The 15859-nt window shown below is 71.0% G+C and carries 13 protein-coding genes; 5 read left to right on the plus strand and 8 right to left on the minus strand.

Annotation, left to right across the window (positions count from 1 at the left end; genetic code table 11):
• The first annotated feature begins 9 nt into the window (after positions 1 to 9).
• Positions 10 to 813 (plus strand): hypothetical protein, encoded by an 804-nt coding sequence (locus CRP56_RS17475; RefSeq protein WP_097265089.1) that lies wholly within the window; start codon positions 10 to 12, stop codon positions 811 to 813.
• Positions 814 to 825: 12 nt separating this feature from the next.
• Here the strand turns inward: CRP56_RS17475 and CRP56_RS17480 are convergent, their stop codons facing one another.
• Together CRP56_RS17480 and CRP56_RS17485 are read right to left on the minus strand one after the other, a co-directional pair.
• Entirely contained in the window at positions 826 to 1569 is a 744-nt protein-coding gene (locus CRP56_RS17480) for an N-acetyltransferase (RefSeq protein ID WP_097265091.1), read from the minus strand.
• A gap of 99 nt (positions 1570 to 1668) precedes the next feature.
• Positions 1669 to 2400, minus strand: coding sequence for an HNH endonuclease family protein (locus CRP56_RS17485; protein WP_097274166.1), 732 nt, complete (start codon positions 2398 to 2400; stop codon positions 1669 to 1671).
• Between the two features lie 202 nt (positions 2401 to 2602).
• Here CRP56_RS17485 and CRP56_RS17490 point away from each other — a divergent pair, with 202 nt between their 5' ends.
• On the plus strand, positions 2603 to 2788 hold the full coding sequence (locus CRP56_RS17490) for an antitoxin (protein WP_097265093.1): 186 nt from the start codon (positions 2603 to 2605) through the stop codon (positions 2786 to 2788).
• A 128-nt stretch (positions 2789 to 2916) separates the two neighbouring features.
• Here the strand turns inward: CRP56_RS17490 and CRP56_RS17495 are convergent, their stop codons facing one another.
• Both CRP56_RS17495 and CRP56_RS17500 read right to left on the minus strand, forming a co-directional pair.
• Entirely contained in the window at positions 2917 to 3423 is a 507-nt protein-coding gene (locus CRP56_RS17495) for a hypothetical protein (protein WP_097265095.1), read from the minus strand.
• A 26-nt stretch (positions 3424 to 3449) separates the two neighbouring features.
• Complete coding sequence (locus tag CRP56_RS17500) at positions 3450 to 4349, minus strand: SCO6745 family protein (protein WP_097265097.1); 900 nt, start codon at positions 4347 to 4349, stop codon at positions 3450 to 3452.
• Between the two features lie 128 nt (positions 4350 to 4477).
• On the opposite strand from CRP56_RS17500, the gene CRP56_RS17505 reads away from it, so the two are divergent.
• The 3 genes from CRP56_RS17505 to CRP56_RS17515 all read left to right on the plus strand — a co-directional run bounded on the left by CRP56_RS17505 (position 4478) and on the right by CRP56_RS17515 (position 6451).
• Positions 4478 to 5062: a TetR/AcrR family transcriptional regulator gene (locus CRP56_RS17505; protein ID WP_097265099.1), complete on the plus strand. Its 585-nt coding sequence runs from the start codon at positions 4478 to 4480 to the stop codon at positions 5060 to 5062.
• A gap of 229 nt (positions 5063 to 5291) precedes the next feature.
• Positions 5292 to 6047: an SDR family NAD(P)-dependent oxidoreductase gene (locus tag CRP56_RS17510; protein WP_097265101.1), complete on the plus strand. Its 756-nt coding sequence runs from the start codon at positions 5292 to 5294 to the stop codon at positions 6045 to 6047.
• Positions 6048 to 6058: 11 nt separating this feature from the next.
• The gene (locus tag CRP56_RS17515) at positions 6059 to 6451 is read left to right on the plus strand and encodes a MerR family transcriptional regulator (RefSeq protein ID WP_097265104.1); all 393 of its coding nucleotides are present in this window, start codon (positions 6059 to 6061) and stop codon (positions 6449 to 6451) included.
• Positions 6452 to 6454: 3 nt separating this feature from the next.
• Here CRP56_RS17515 and CRP56_RS17520 read toward each other — a convergent pair whose 3' ends face one another.
• The 4 genes from CRP56_RS17520 to CRP56_RS17535 form a co-directional block, all read right to left on the minus strand.
• A complete protein-coding gene (locus CRP56_RS17520; protein ID WP_179851046.1) occupies positions 6455 to 8437 on the minus strand; it encodes an NACHT domain-containing protein in 1983 nt (660 codons plus the stop codon).
• A 35-nt stretch (positions 8438 to 8472) separates the two neighbouring features.
• Complete coding sequence (gene mfd, locus CRP56_RS17525; RefSeq protein ID WP_097265108.1) at positions 8473 to 12003, minus strand: transcription-repair coupling factor; 3531 nt, start codon at positions 12001 to 12003, stop codon at positions 8473 to 8475.
• A 226-nt stretch (positions 12004 to 12229) separates the two neighbouring features.
• Entirely contained in the window at positions 12230 to 14794 is a 2565-nt protein-coding gene (locus CRP56_RS17530) for an ABC transporter permease (RefSeq protein ID WP_097265110.1), read from the minus strand.
• Positions 14791 to 15579: an ABC transporter ATP-binding protein gene (locus CRP56_RS17535; protein ID WP_097265111.1), complete on the minus strand. Its 789-nt coding sequence runs from the start codon at positions 15577 to 15579 to the stop codon at positions 14791 to 14793. Before CRP56_RS17535 ends, CRP56_RS17530 begins: the two co-directional genes overlap by 4 nt.
• Positions 15580 to 15859: the final 280 nt, after the last annotated feature.

The raw sequence follows: 15859 nt of genomic DNA on the forward strand, positions 1-15859 counted from the left end.
GGAATTCCCATGCGTCACACCGCACTTGCCACTCTCTGCCTCGCCGCCGCGGCCACGCTCTCTCTCACCGGCTGCCAGTCCGGGCAGGACAAGGCCGACAGCACGTCGGACAAGACCGGCTCCGGCGCGGCGAGTTCGCCCGCGCCGAGCAAGAGCGAGGCCAAGGAGCCCTTCGCCGGACTCACCGGCGCCGAGATCGCCGACAAGGCCGTCGAGGCCACGACCGGTGCCTCGTCGCTGCGGATGAAGGGGGACGTCCCCGACGACGAGTCGGGCAGCACCATCACGATCGACATGGCCCTGAACCGGCAGGGCGAGTGCGCCGGCACGATGAGTATGGGCGGCCAGGGCAAGGCCGACCTGATCAAGGTCGGTGACACCGTCTACATGAAGTACGACGAGAAGTTCCTGCGCGAGCAGAGCAAGGGCGAGAAGAAGTCGGACGTGGACGCGGCCGTGGCGCTGCTCGCCGGGAAGTGGACCAAGATGTCCGCCAAGGGCAAGGACGCCAAGGACATCGCGAGCTTCTGCGACCTCGACACGGTGCTCGGCGACGCCGACGACGCCGAGACGGACGCCTCGCGCGGCAAGACGACCACCGTGGACGGCACGCCCGCGATCGTGCTGAACGAGCGGGACGGCAAGGAGCGTTACACGCTGTACGTCGCCACCGAGGGCAAGCCGTACCTGCTGCGCGTGGACAGCGTCTCCGCGAAGGACCCGGGCAGCCTCACCTTCAGCGACTACGACAAGAAGGTCCCGGCGCAGAAGCCCAGCGGCGAGATCCTGGACCTGGACGCGCTGGGCGGCTGAGCCCCGGGACCCCTAGAGCGGGTGCCGCATCCACACATTGGGCTCGACGTACACCGCGTACCCCCGCTCCGGCTCGCAGCGCACCGGCACCAGCGCCCCGGGCACCTCGATGTCGCCCCGGGTGTCGAAGGGCAGCCCGGTCCAGCGGCGCCACTGCTCCAGTGAGCCGACGACTGTCATGGACGCCGGTGCCACCGCCTCGAGGGTGGCGCCGGCTCTGGCGTGCACGCGCAGCCACGGGTCGTGCGGGAGTCCGTCGAGGCGTACGCGGCGGGCGTACTCCTCGATGGGGGTGTGCGGTTCGAGGTGCTTGGCGCTGGGGCGGACCGGGGCGACGACCTCGCCGAAGCCGTGGGCGCGGGCGTTGTCCCGCATCGCCGAGAGCATGCGGCCGGACAGGCCCTTGCCCTGGAGGTCGGGCCGGACGTTGATGGCGATCGCGCTGACGGTGTCGGGCCGTGTCCCGCGGCGCAGGTCGGCGAAGGCCCACAGGAGGACTTCGTCCCAGCCCCGGGCGGGCAGTTCGCCCCGCCCCTCGCCGTCGAGGGCGAAGGGCACACTGAACCCGGTGGCGACGACCTCGCCCCGCTCGTCCTCGGCGAACAGCACATACGCCGGGAACTCCCGGGCGATCCGGCCGTAGTGGTAGTCACCCACCAGGTCCCGGGTGACGAACTCCGGCCAGCTGTCGGCCATCCCGACCACCCGCTCGAGGTCGTCGGGACGCTCGGCGAGACTCGACACCTTCAGCTCCATGCGGCCACCGTAGGCGGGCGGCGGGGGAGACCGGAACCGGTTTTCCGGACCCTCGACAGCGCCGTCGGCCGGCAGTCGGCCGCTGGCCGCACGGCGCGGTCAGCCGCCGCACTGCCGCAGCATCATCTCCTTGTCCGCCTTCGTCACGGGCAGTTCGTACTTCAGGGAGACCTGGGCGAAGCGCACGACGTACGAGCAGCGGATGGCCTTGCTCGGCGGTAGCCAGGAAGCCGGTCCCGAGTCGCTCTTGGAGCTGTTGCTGGGGCCGTCGACCGGGATCAGGTTGAGCGGGTCGTTGGCTATGTCCTCGCGCTTGGCCTTCGTCCACCGCGCCGCGCCCATCTGCCAGTCGTACGACAACGGCATGACGTGGTCGATCTGCACCGTCGTGGCACGGGCCTTGACCCAGTCGATCTCCTTGCCGGTGTAGGGGTCGGCCAGGGTCATGGAGGTGACGACGCAGTCCGAGCCGGAGCGGAAGCGGACGTCGTCGCCGTCGCGCTTGAGGAGGTCGTTGCGGGTGTCGCAGCCGTTGTGCGAGAAGGGGATGCCCCCGGGAGCGGAGTCCATCCAGGCGTAGCCGAACTTGTCGCGGTCGTAGCCGGTCTTGGGGCCGCGGCCCTTGGTCGCCACCTTCGCTATGAGGTCCCGGGCCTTCGCCTTGTCGGCGTCGGAGGTGATGGCCGCGAGGCCCGGTTTGGTGCCGTCCGGGTTGTCCAGCGGGCTCACGGCACGGCCGGAGCCGACGGCCGGGACGGAGCCCGAGGGCTCGTCGTCCGCGGGCAGGTCGACGCCCTCGCATCCGGTGAGCAGTACGACCATCCCGAGCATCGCGGCGGCGACCGCCGCCCCACCCCTCAGACGCGTCACGGTGCGTCCCTCCCCTTGTTCTGTTCGTCTCCGCCCTGCACTGGCAGGTGCTGCCCGCACTCACCGTAGCGGGCGAGAGGTCCAGACCATATGGGGCCTCAAGGGGCATCTCTCGCATCTCGGGCGTATCGTCGAATCGAGTCACCTCCGGAAGGAGCTCTGGATGGGCATCTTCGACAGGTTCAAGAGCAACCGCCAGATGCAGGACAAGGCCAAGGACATGTCCGACATGGCGGAGAGAAAGGCCAACGAGAAGACGGGCAACAAGTACGAGGGCCAAGTCGACGACGCGCAGCAGAAGATCGAAGGCGCGATGGGCATGGACCGAGACAGGCCCGAGCAGCCGTAAGGCCGGAGGCCCACGGAGGAACACGAACCGTGGAGGCCGTCCGCGGGGACCAGCTCTCCCGCGGGCGGCTTCGGCCGTCCCGCGCCCCGTCCGTCCCGCGCCCGGGAAGCGCCTGGCCGGCGTGCCGTCTAAGGCTCCATCAGCAGCACCACGCGGTCGGTCCCGGCGTCGTACGCCAGGATCGGATCGCCGTAGGAACCCTCCGGGTCCATGAACACGGGCTTGCCGAGCCGTCTGCCGAGCGCCCGCAGGAACCCGCAGAACAGGTCGAGGCGCTCCTGTCCCTGCAACTCCCGCAGGTCGACGTCGAAGTCGATCTCCTCGTCCCCGAGGAAGCGGAAGATCGCCAGGATTCCGTCGGCCGGCCAGACCCGCAGTTGGGGGCACTCCGCGTCGGCCGGCCGGGCCAGCACGGCCGCCGCCCGAGGCAAGGGGAGTTCGGTTTCGCCCTCCACGTACTCATGGCTCCAGCCGCGTTCCACGACGAGGTCGAGCAGTGACTGCCAGTCCCCCGCCGAGGCGTCCGGCACCCGCAGGTCGGGCAACGAGCCCATCTCCTCCGGGTCGAAGAACTCTTTGACGGTGTCCCACGACAGATCGCTCGCCGCGCCCTCCTTCACCCCCTGGGACCTCATCTTCTGGGACTCCCTCTCCCGGGACCTCACACCTTCCCGATCCCCAGCGTCGACTCCGATGGCAGCAGACCCGAGGACAGCACCGCCACCCAATAGTCACCGAGCAGTTCGACGAGCCGGTCGATCTCGGTCGGCGCGAGGGACTGCCAAGGGGCGACGGCGAGTTGGTCGGTGTGCTCCTCGACGCGGCGGCGCAGGGCGCGCCCCGCCTCCGTGGCCGTGCCGTCGGCGTCGACCAGGCCGCGCGCGGCCAGGCGTTCGCGGGCGGCCGCCCATTCCGCCTCGCTCCAGCCGCGGCTCTCGAAGCGCTCGACGGACGCGGCGCCTATCGCCGCGAAGGAGACGAGCGACTCGGTCGGGTCGAGACCGGCGACCAGCAGGGCGGCGAGGTGGCCGTCGCCGCGGTGCTCGCGCAGGATCGTCGCCGCCTGCCACAACTGAAGGTGCGGGGCATCGGGCCACTCCAGCGCGCCGTTGGCCGCGGCAAGCGGGCGGCCCGCGGTGTTCGCCGCCTCCGCCGCGCGCCGGGCGAGGGCGGCGGCCTCCGCCAGTTCGGGGCTGTCGACGCGGTCGCCGAATATCGCGCGGTACGCCCGGTCGATCCCCCGCAGTCGCGCCGCAAGGACCGCCTCCGGAGGCGCGATGCCCCACGCGGCGTCGACATGCTCGGCGACCATGCGCGGGCTGAAGCTGTAGAAGGCGGACGCCACTCGCCCGGCGTCCACCGCCCCCAACGGCGCCGCGCGGAAGGGGAAGTAGCTCGGCCAGCGCTCCTTCGTGTCGAAGCCGAGCGCCGCCGCCTCCTCGAAGACCTCCGGCGCGTAGTACAGGACCGCGTGCAGCGGCTCCAGCAGGTGCCAGAGCTGACGCGCCCGGGCCGGCTCCACGCTGCCGACGACGCCGGTCCCACCCTCGTGCTGTGACATGCCACGCCTCCCCGTCGTATCGAAGCCGGTGGGAGCCGCTCGGCCGCCCACCGCAAAACTTGACACTGACAAGATTGCCTCAACCGCCCGAACTTGTCAATGCCTAGATTGGGCGTACGCTGCTGTCCATGGCACCTGCGGACACCGACAGCACCAAGCCGGCCGCGCGCCGGCCCTACCATCACGGCGATCTGCGCCGCGCGATCCTCACCGCCGCGCTCGACGTCATCGCCGCCGACGGGCCCGCCGCGCTGAGCCTGCGCGACCTCGCCCGCCGGGCCGGCGTCTCGCACGCGGCCCCCGCACACCACTTCAAGGACCGCACGGGCCTGCTGACGTCGATCGCCGCCGAGGGCTTCGGGCTACTGGCGACCACGCTCCGGGAGGCCTCGGACCTCAAGGAGGCGGGCGTGCGCTACGTGCGCTTCGCACGCGAGCACCCCGCGCACTTCCAGGTGATGTTCACGCCCGGGCTGCTGCGCGCCGACGACCTCGAACTGACCACGGCCCGCGCCCTCGCGGGCGACGCCCTGCGCACGTCCGTGTCCACGGTGGACCCCGGCGGCATCGACCCCCGCCTCGCCGGCGTCGCCGCGTGGTCCCTCGCCCACGGCTTCGCCACGCTGCTCCTCGGCCACAACCTGGACGGGCCGGTCGGCGACAAGGACCCCGAGGAGGTTTTCCGGACCTTGGCAGCGACGCTGTTCCGCTGACGGACTCCGCGCGGCCCCTGCTCTGGTGACGGTCTCTGCATGACCCTCGCCCCGGTGACAGGCTCCGCGAGGCGCCCGCCCCGGTGACAGGCTCCGCAAGCCCCCTACCCCACTGACGCCCCGGTGCCAGGCTCCGCAAGACCCCCACCCCGGTCACAGGCCCCGCGCCCCCACCCCGCCGCCCCGCCACTTGACCTTGACACCAGCGTAAGGGTTCGACGATCCCCGCATGACCACCACCACGGCCCCGGAAACCGTCATCGTCACCGGCGCGGGCACCGGCATAGGCCGCGCCACCGCCCACGCCTTCGCCGCCCGCGGCGCGCACGTCCTCGCCGTGGGCCGCCGCCCGGCACCCCTCGCCGAGACCGCGGCGTACGACGAGGCCCTCATCACCCCGCTCCCCGTCGACATCACGGCCGAGGACGGCCCCGACACGGTCGTCCGTACGGCACTCGCGCGACACGGCCGTATCGACGTCCTCGTCCACAACGCAGCGATCGTCAACACCGAGTCCCTGCGCACGTACACGCGCGCGTCGGTCTCGCCCCAGCTCGCGACGAACCTCCTCGCGCCCGTGCTGCTCACCCAGGCCGCACTCCCCGCCCTCACCGAGAGCCGGGGCGTCGTCGTCAACGTCACGACCGCCGTCGGCCAGCGTGGCTGGCCCGGCAACTCCCTCTACGCCGCCGGAAAGGCGGCCCTCGAAGTGCTCACCCGCAGCTGGGCCGTCGAACTGGCCCCGCTCGGCATCCGGGTCGCCGCCGTCGCCCCCGGCGCGATCGAGACGCCGATCGCGGACCACTCCGGCTACACCCCCGAGCAGCGTGCCGCGATCCGCGCGTGGCAGTTGGAGCACACTCCGCTGGGCCGGGTCGGCCGCCCCGAGGAGGTCGCGTGGGCCATCACCCAACTCGCCTCGCCGCAGGCGTCGTTCATCACCGGCGTGATCCTTCCGGTGGACGGCGGCGCGGTCGTCGCATGAGACTCACCGGCATGACAGCCCCGACGCCCCGCCTACGGATCGGCGAGCTCGCCCAGGCCACCGGCACCACACCGCGCGCCCTGCGCCACTACGAGCAGGCGGGGCTCATCACGTCCGTCCGCGCGGCGAACGGCTACCGGCTCTACGACGCCGGGGTCGCCGTGCGTGTCCGCAACATCCGGCACCTCCTGGACGCGGGCCTCACCCTGGACGACGTACGCGTGTTCCTGCCGTGCCTCGACGGCGACGTGACCGAGGGGCCGGCCTCCGGCAAGGCGTTGCGGGTGGCCCTGGACCGGCTCGCCGTGATGGAGGAGCGGATCGCCACGCAGGTCGCCGTACGGGACCGGCTGGCGGCGGCGTTGGCGGAGGCGACGCGCGGGCGCATACGTCCTGTGGCGTGAGGCTCAGTGGACCGGCCGCGGGTGTCGTACCAGCCACTCCTGGAACTCGCGGTGGCGGAACTGGTAGGCGATGCCGGAGGTGCGGAGCAGGCCCGCGGTGACGCACCAGTCGAGGAAGGTGGGGAGGCGGGGGCCGAGGCGGGGGTTGGCGAGGCGGTGGACGAGGTAGCCGACCCATTCCCGCATCCCTCGCAGCAGCATCACCAACAACACCGCGGCGAAGGCCGTGTCGGTCAGTCGAAGGTTGCTCGTGGTGGTGATCGCGACGGGAACCACACCGGCGGCAAGGACAACGACACACCACGCCGCCCTGAGGGGTCCGCTCGGCCCGACAGCTGTGCTGTCGAGGTCGTCCATCACTGCCACGGCCACCGCGGCGACGCAGAACCAGCCGCTCGCCGCCAGCAGGAATGCGCTCTGGCTCCCGAACAACGTGCTCACCACGTCCGGCCCTTCGGCGACCAGACACGCCAGCACAAGGATGACGGCCACCAGCCGCCAGACCCTGCGCCAACCCCGACGCAACGCCAGCCGCCACAGGGAATCGCCCAGCGGCGGCAGGGCGATGGCCGACACGACACTGTCCCCCTGGGAACCCAGCGGGGCGGAGCGCAGTTCGCGGACGAGGGCACACCCGCTGACGACCGCGGCGACGCAGCACACCCACAACTCGGCCGGCCGCACCGACCGTTGCACAGCCGCCGCGGCCATCGGCGCGAGGCCGGCCGTCACCAGTCCTCCGACCACCACCGCCCGCACCGCTCCTGCCACCCGGTCTCCCAGGCGGTGCAGCACCACGTCCGTTTCCAGCCCCACCGCGAGCCGGTGCAAGCGCATGTGCACAGTCCGCTCCTGATACCGCCCCACCCTCTCCGGCGCCCACCCCGCCACCGCCCCGATGAACCGCCCCAGCAACAGCTCGGCGATGGCTTCCGCGGATCCGGACCGCACCAACTCTCCCGGGTCACCCTCCCGTTCATAGACGGTCGCCGCCAAGGCCAGCCGCCATGGCGTCGACAGCGCTGACGCCAACACGCCGTCCGGCGCGGAAAGCAGGTCGTCGAGCACCGGCCGCCACACCGCCGGCCGCCGTGCGGCGCCCCTCAGTTCGAGGAAACGGACGGCCTGGACGGAGTCCACGGGATCGATCTCGATCCGCGCCGCGTCGAGGATGTGGCTGCCCTCGGCCTCCAACTCGTCGTACCGCCGGGTACGACAGGTCAGCACCAGCGGCGCCGGATCGGTGCCGTCCTGGTAGCGGGCCAGCGCCTCCAGCGCCCGGGAGTCCGCCGCCCCGACGTCCGCGGCGTCCATCTCGTCCAGCCCGTCGAGCACGGGCAGGACCACGCGCGCGTCCATGACCTTGCGAGCGGACCGCCTCGGCATGCCGAAGTCTCGTTCCAGATGCCGTACGACCCAGTCGGTCAGCTCCTCACGGGTGTCCCAGTCGGCGAGCGCCATCAGCACGGCGACCGGTTCTCCGGCGCCCCGCGCCTTGTTGAGCTCCATCACGAGCTTCCGCGCGAGCACGGTCTTTCCCGCGCCGGGCTCCCCCGTGATCACCAGCCGTCGAGGCCGTACGGCCCGGTAGTCCTCGACCACCCGCTCCAACTGTCCGGCGGGCGTGGGCGGAAGCTCGGCGGCCCGCGCGTGGACATAGGGCCGGAAGGCGAACGTCACGTCGATTGGGGTCAGTTCGCCCCCGAGGCTGTGCATCCACTGGGGTTCACCGACCGACCGCACCTCCCGCACGAGCCTGGCGACGGCCGCTGTCTCGTCCTCGTGTGCGCCAGGGCGTGCCCACAGCAGCCCGATGACGGACACGACCAGGGCCGGCAGCGCCACGGCCATGGACACCAGGCCGCTGCGATCGGACACCCCGAGCGGACCGTGCGCACCCCACAGGGCGTATGCCGACGCCCCACCGACCAGGACGCAGGTCGCCCCCGCCCAGGCGACCCTGCCCCCGCCTCCCCCGACAGCCATGCCCGCCATGGTGCCGGAACGGCCCGGCAACGACCCTACGACCCCAGGATCGACGTCAGGAACTCCCCGACCCACCCCAGCAACTCCCGCCCGACCAACGGCTTCCCGCCCACCTTCGCCGTCTTCGGACGCGGCACCAGCACCTGGTGGATCGCCGGCTTGATGACCGTCCCCGGGTACAGGCGCTTGAGGCGCAGTTCCTGCGACTCCCGCAACTCCACCGGCGCGAAGCGGATGTTGGTTCCCTGCAGGACGATCTCGCCGACTCCGCACGCGCGGGCCAGCATCCGCAGGCCCGCCACCAGCAGCAGGTTCTCCACCGGCTCCGGCAACTTGCCGTAGCGGTCGACGAGTTCCTCCCGTACGGCCTTGATGTCCTCCTCGGTGTTGGCCGAGGCGATCGCGCGGTAGGCCTGCAACCGGAGCCGCTCGCCCGGCGCGTAGTCGTGCGGGACGTGGGCGTCGACCGGGAGCTCGATCTTGACCTCCAGGGGCGGCTCCTCCTCGACACCGCCCTCCAGGGAGGCCCGGTAGTCCGCGACCGCCTCGCCGACCATGCGGACGTACAGGTCGAAGCCGACGCCCGCGATGTGGCCGGACTGCTCGCCGCCGAGCAGGTTGCCCGCGCCGCGGATCTCCAGGTCCTTCATTGCCACGTACATGCCCGCGCCCATCTCCGTGTGCTGGGCGATGGTGGCCAGGCGCTCGTGGGCCGTCTCCGTCAGCGGCTTCTCCGGGGGGTAGAGGAAGTAGGCGTAACCTCGCTCCCTGCCTCGGCCCACCCGGCCCCGCAGCTGATGCAGCTGCGACAGGCCGAAGTTGTCGCCGCGCTCCACGATCAGCGTGTTGGCGTTGGAGATGTCGATGCCGGACTCGACGATCGTCGTCGACACCAGCACGTCGAACTTCTTCTCCCAGAAGTCGACGACGACCTGCTCCAGCGCCGACTCCGACATCTGGCCGTGGGCCGTCGCGATCCGCGCCTCGGGGACGATCTCGCGCAGCCGGGCGGCCGCGCGGTCGATCGATTCCACCCGGTTGTGGATGTAGAAGACCTGGCCCTCGCGCAGCAGTTCACGGCGGATGGCCGCGCCGATCTGCTTCTCCTCGTACGGGCCGACGAAGGTGAGCACCGGGTGGCGCTCCTCCGGCGGGGTCGTGATCGTCGACATCTCGCGGATGCCGGTGACGGCCATCTCCAGGGTCCTGGGGATGGGGGTGGCGGACATCGTCAGGACGTCGACGTTGGCGCGGAGCTTCTTCAGCTGCTCCTTGTGCTCGACGCCGAAGCGCTGCTCCTCGTCGACGATGACCAGGCCCAGGTCCTTGAACTTGGTCTCGGAGGAGAACAGGCGGTGGGTGCCGATGACGACGTCCACCGAGCCCTCCTTCAGGCCCTCCAGGACCGCCTTCGCCTCGGTGTCCGTCTGGAAGCGGCTGAGCGCCCGTACGTTCACCGGGAATTGGGAGTAGCGCTCGGAGAAGGTGCCGAAGTGCTGCTGGACCAGGAGGGTCGTCGGGACCAGCACCGCGACCTGCTTGCCGTCCTGGACCGCCTTGAAGGCGGCGCGCACCGCGATCTCCGTCTTGCCGTAGCCGACGTCGCCGCAGATCAGGCGGTCCATGGGGACCGACTTCTCCATGTCCTCCTTGACCTCGGCGATGGTGGTCAGCTGGTCGGGGGTCTCGGCGTACGGGAAGGCGTCCTCCAGCTCGCGCTGCCAGGGCGTGTCCGGGCCGAAGGTGTGGCCGGGGGCCGCCATGCGCGCGCTGTAGAGCTTGATCAGGTCGGCCGCGATCTCCTTGACGGCCTTCTTCGCGCGGGCCTTGGTCTTCGTCCAGTCGGCGCCGCCCAGGCGGTGCAGGGTGGGGGCCTCGCCGCCGACGTACTTGGTGATCTGCTCCAGCTGGTCGGTGGGGATGTAGAGGCGGTCGCCGGGCTGGCCGCGCTTGGCGGGGGCGTACTCGACGACGAGGTACTCGCGGGTGGCGCCCTGCACGGTCCGCTGGACCATCTCGATGTAGCGGCCCACGCCGTGCTGTTCATGGACGATGTAGTCGCCCGTCTCCAGGGTGAGCGGGTCGATGGTCTTGCGGCGCCGGGCGGGCATCCGGGCGCCGTCCTTGCCGGCCGCCTTCTGGCCGGTCAGGTCGGTCTCGGTGAGGACGGCGAGCTTCAGCGCCGGGGCGATGAAGCCGTAGTCGATCGAGCCGCACGCCACGTGCACGACGGACGGGGAGATCTGCCCCAGCTCGGCGTCCAGGCGGGCCGCGATGCCTTCCCCGCCGAGCACCTCGACCGTGCGGGCGGCGGGGCCGTGGGCCTCGGTCACGAAGACCGTGCGCCAGCCCTCGGCGAGCCAGCCCTTGGTGTCGGCGAGGGCCTTGGCGGTGTCGCCGCGGTAGGTCTCGGGCGCGTTCATGCCGAGCTGGAGGGTGTCCGCCTCCAGCTCCAGGTCGGCGGCGAACGGCGACACCGACCACCACATCATGTCCAGCTCGCGGGCCCGGTCCCGGACGTCGGCGATGGACCACAGGGAGGCCGCGCCGACGTCGATCGGCGCCTCGCCGCCGCCCGCGGTGGCCGCCCAGGAGGCCTGGAGGAACTCCTGCGAGGTCGCCACCAGGTCCGCGGCACGCGTGCGTACCCGCTCCGGGTCGCACACGACGGCCATGGCGCCCTTGGGCAGCACGTCGAGGAGCAGCTCCATGTCGTCGACGAGGACCGGCGCGAGGGACTCCATGCCCTCCACGGCGATGCCCTCGGCGATCTTGCCGAGCAGCTCGCCGAGCTCGGGGTGCTCCTCGGCGAGGGCGGCGGCACGCGCGCGTACCTCGTCGGTGAGGAGCAGCTCGCGGCAGGGCGGGGCCCACAGGCCGTGCTCGGCGATCTCCAGGGAGCGCTGGTCGGCGACCTTGAAGTAGCGGATCTCCTCGACGTCGTCGCCCCAGAACTCGATGCGGAGGGGGTGCTCCTCGGTGGGCGGGAAGACGTCCAGGATGCCGCCGCGCACGGCGAACTCGCCGCGCTTCTCGACGAGCTCCACGCGCGCGTAGGCGGCGGCCGCGAGGGCTTCGACGATCGTGTTCAGGTCGGCGTTCTGGCCTGTGCGCAGGGCGACGGGCTCCAGGTCGCCGAGGCCCTTGACCTGCGGCTGGAGCACCGAGCGGACGGGCGCGACGACCACCGACACCGGGCCGGTCTCGGGGTCGTCGGGGCGCGGGTGGGCCAGGCGGCGCAGGACGGCGAGACGGCGGCCGACGGTGTCGCTGCGCGGGCTGAGCCGCTCGTGCGGCAGGGTCTCCCAGGAGGGGTACTCGACGACGCCCTCCGAGGGCAGCAGCGAGCGCAGGGCCGCCGCCAGGTCCTCCGCCTCGCGGCCCGTCGCCGTCACCGCGAGCACCGGGCGGCCGGCCTCGCGGGCCAGCGCGGCGATCGCGAAGGGGCGGGCCGCCGGGGGGCCGACCAGGTCGACGTGCATACGGTTGCCGTCAGCGGCCGCGGTGATCGCTTCCGCGAGGGCGGTGTCCTTGACTACGGCGTCGAGCAGACCGTGCAGGCTCATGGAGGGCGCTTTCCGTCCTGGGTGGGCAACACAAAGGGCCCGACAGAGGGACCGGCCGGGGGGTATCCAGCGTACGTCGCGACGAGCGGTGGTGCCGGGGCTGTGGATAACCCCGGTTCTCCCCACGAACCGGAGGCCGGACAGCGAACCGGAAAGCAACGGACCCGGCGCCGAGAAGTCCCCCGTGACTTCTCGGCGCCGGGCCCTGCTCCCCCGTCGGTTGTGGCTACTCGGTGGCGATCGCGTTCAGGACGTTCATCCGTCCCGCCCGGAACGCCGGGACCAGGGCGGCGAACAGGCCCACGAAGGCCGATCCGATGAACACCCCGATGATCGTCGGCCAGGGGATGTCGAGGACGTTCAGTCCCTCCAGGGCGAGCAGCTTCTGCGCGGTGGCGCCCCAGCCCATGCCCAGTCCCAGGCCCAGCAGGGCACCGAAGAGGGCGATGACCACGGACTCCATGCGGATCATCCGGCGCAGCTGCCGCCGCGAGAGGCCGATGGCCCGCATGAGGCCGATCTCCCGGGTCCGCTCGACGACGGACAGCGCCAGGGTGTTCACGACACCGAGGACCGCCACGATGATCGCCAGGGCCAGCAGGCCGTAGACCATGTTGAGCAGCTGGCCGATCTGGTCCTTCAGTTCCTGCTTGTAGTCGGTCTGGTCGCGCACCTGGTACTGCGGGTAGTCGTCCAGCGACTTCTTCAGGGCGGCGTAGGCCTGCTTCTCCTGGCCGTCCTTGGCCTTGGCGAACATGATCGTGTTCGGCGGGATCTGGTCGGCGGGGACGTACTGCTTCATCGTCGCGATGGAGAGGTAGCGCGCCCCCTGGTCCAGCGCCGAGTCGTCGTCGGTGATGGCCGCGACCTTGAGCTTCGCCGTCTTGCCGCCCTTGAAGGCGACGGAGATGGTGTCGCCGACGTGGACGCCGTGGTCCTTGGCGTAGTCGGAGCCGACGGACATGGAGTCCTTGCCGTAGGCGGCGGAGAGGGTGCCCTCCGTCGTGGCGCGGCGCAGGTCCTGGGCGTACGTCGGGTCGGCCGCCGTCACCTGGGAGTCGTCCTTCTTGCCGTCGGGCGAGGTCAGGACCGCCTCCACCTCCTTGTAGGAGGTCACGTGGGCCAGGCCCGGGGTCCGCTCCATGGCCTTCTGGGCCTGCGGGACGATCCGCTGGTTGCCCTGGACGATGAAGTCCGCGCCGACCGACTTGTCGAGCTCGGCCGTGGCCGAGGCGACCATCGAGGAGCCGACCACCGACAGGCAGGCCACCAGGGCCAGGCCGATCATCAGGGCCGCGCCGGTGGCGCCCGTACGGCGGGGGTTGCGCAGGGCGTTGCGCTCGGCCAGGCGGCCGACCGGGCCGAAGCCCCGCAGGATCAGCGCGCTGATCACCCGGACGACCCCGCCCGCCAGCAGCGGGCCGATGACGACGAAGCCGATCAGGGAGAGGACGACGCCTCCGCCCAGCAGCAGCGAGCCGTCCTTGGCCTTGTCCGCGGTGGCGGCGGCGTAGAGGGCGTAACCGCCGGCGCCCGTCAGGACGAGCCCGATCAGGCCGCGCACCAGGCCCGCCTTGCCGTCGGCCGGCGTACCGGCGTCGCGCAGGGCGGCCATCGGGGAGACCTTGCCGGCCCGGCGGGCGGGCAGGTAGGCGGCGAGGACGGTGACGACGACGCCGAGGACCAGGCCGGCCACCGGGGTGGAGGCCTTGATGGTGAGGTCGTCGGTGGAGAGGTTCATGCCCGCCATGGACATGAGCTTCATCAGGCCGATCGCGATGCCGACACCCGCGCCGACGCCGAGGATCGAGCCGACGAAGCCGAGCAGCAGCGCCTCGACCAGCACGGAACGGTTGACCTGCTTGCGGGAGGAGCCGATGGCCCGCATCAGGCCGATCTCGCGGGTGCGCTGGGCGACCAGCATGGAGAAGGTGTTGATGATCAGGAAGATGCCGACCAGGAACGCGATCCCGGCGAAGCCGAGCATGGCGTACTTGATGACGTTCATGAACTCGCCGACGTCCTCGCGGTTCTCGTCGGCGTTCTCCTTGGCCGTCTGGATCTTGTACGAGCCGTCCAGGGCCTTGGTGACGTTCTGCTTGAGCCGGGTGTCGCTGACGCCGGAGGCGGCGGTGGCGAAGACCTGGGTGAAGCGGCCCTCGGCGCCGAGGAGTTCACGCTGGGCGGTGGCGGTGTCGAAGTAGACGATCGCCGCACCCGGGTTGGTGACCTTGAACGTGGCGATGCCGACGATCTTCGCCTTGAAGTCACCGACGACGGAGATGGTGCGCAGTTCGTCGCCGATCTTCAGGTGGTGCTTGTCGGCGGTGTCCGCGTCGACCATGGTCTCGGTCGGCCCGCGCGGGGCGTGTCCGGAGGTGATCTCCATGGACCGCAGGTCGCCCTTGGTCCAGTTGCCCGCAATGGTGGGGGCACCGTTGGACGAGCCCATGTTCTTGTTCTCGTCGTTGACGACGGTCACGTTCATCGAACTGACGCCGCCCTCGGCGGACTTCACGCCGTCCGCCTTCGCGACCTGCTGGACGAGGGAGGCCGGCAGGGAGGCGGGCTTGCCGTTCTGCGGGGTGTCGTCGCTCTTGGCCTCCTTGGGGGAGACCGTGACGTCGGAGGCGGTGGTGGCGAAGAGCTTGTCGAACGTCGTGTTCATGGTGTCGGTGAACACCAGCGTGCCGCACACGAACGCCACCGACAGCAGCACCGCCACGGCCGAGAGGGCCATGCGCCCCTTGTGCGCGAAGAAGTTGCGCATCGAGGTCTTCATGACGGTCATGACGTGCGCCCCCGGGCGTCGAAGTCCTTCATGCGGTCCAGGACGGCCTCCGCGGTCGGCTTGAGCATCTCGTCGACGATCCGGCCGTCGGCCAGGTACAGGACGCGGTCGGCGTAGGAGGCGGCGACCGGGTCGTGGGTGACCATGACGATGGTCTGGCCGAGTTCGTCCACGGAGCGGCGCAGGAAGCCCAGTACCTCGGCGCCCGCGCGTGAGTCGAGGTTTCCGGTCGGCTCGTCACCGAAGATGATCTCCGGCCGGGCGGCCAGCGCCCGGGCCACCGCGACGCGCTGCTGCTGGCCGCCGGAGAGCTGGGTGGGCCGGTGCTTGAGCCGCGAGGACAGCCCGACCGTCTCCACGACCCGCGCCAGCCACTGCTTGTCCGGCTTGCGGCCCGCGATGTCCATGGGCAGCGTGATGTTCTCGAGCGCATTAAGTGTGGGCAGCAAATTAAACGCCTGGAAGATGAACCCGATCCGGTCCCGGCGCAGCTGCGTGAGCTTCTTGTCCTTCAGCCCGGTGATCTCCGTGTCGTCCAGGTAGATCTGGCCGCTGGAGACGGTGTCGAGCCCGGCGAGGCAGTGCATGAGCGTGGACTTGCCGGACCCCGAGGGGCCCATGATCGCGGTGAACTGGCCGCGTGCGATGTCCACGTCCACGTGGTCGAGGGCGACGACACGGGTCTCGCCGGACCCGTACGCCTTCACGACCTGCCGCGCCCGCGCGGCAACGGCCGTAGTCCCTCCAGTGCCCCCGTGCCTGGTGATGGTCACAGCCGATGTCACGGTATGTCTCCTATGTCGGTCAACGATGGCGTCACGTGTGCTGCTGAGCGGTGCTGCGTTCTGGTTACGTCGTTGAGCTGGTTACGTCGTTGAGTCTGCTGCTCGCCGGGGGTCCGGCGCGCTGGTGCCCAGCGCAGTCTTTTGCGGGGGAAAACCCCACCCCCCGACCTGCGGTCCGCCGCCCCGAACCCCTCCTGAGCGGCGTAAAGCCAGGTTAAGGAGCGGCCTGGCCCCCTCTCGTCCTCCGGTGGGACGAACCCTCCCCGAGCCGTAGTACGGA

The organism is Streptomyces sp. TLI_55 (assembly GCF_900206255.1).
Lineage (GTDB): Bacteria > Actinomycetota > Actinomycetes > Streptomycetales > Streptomycetaceae > Streptomyces > Streptomyces aquilus.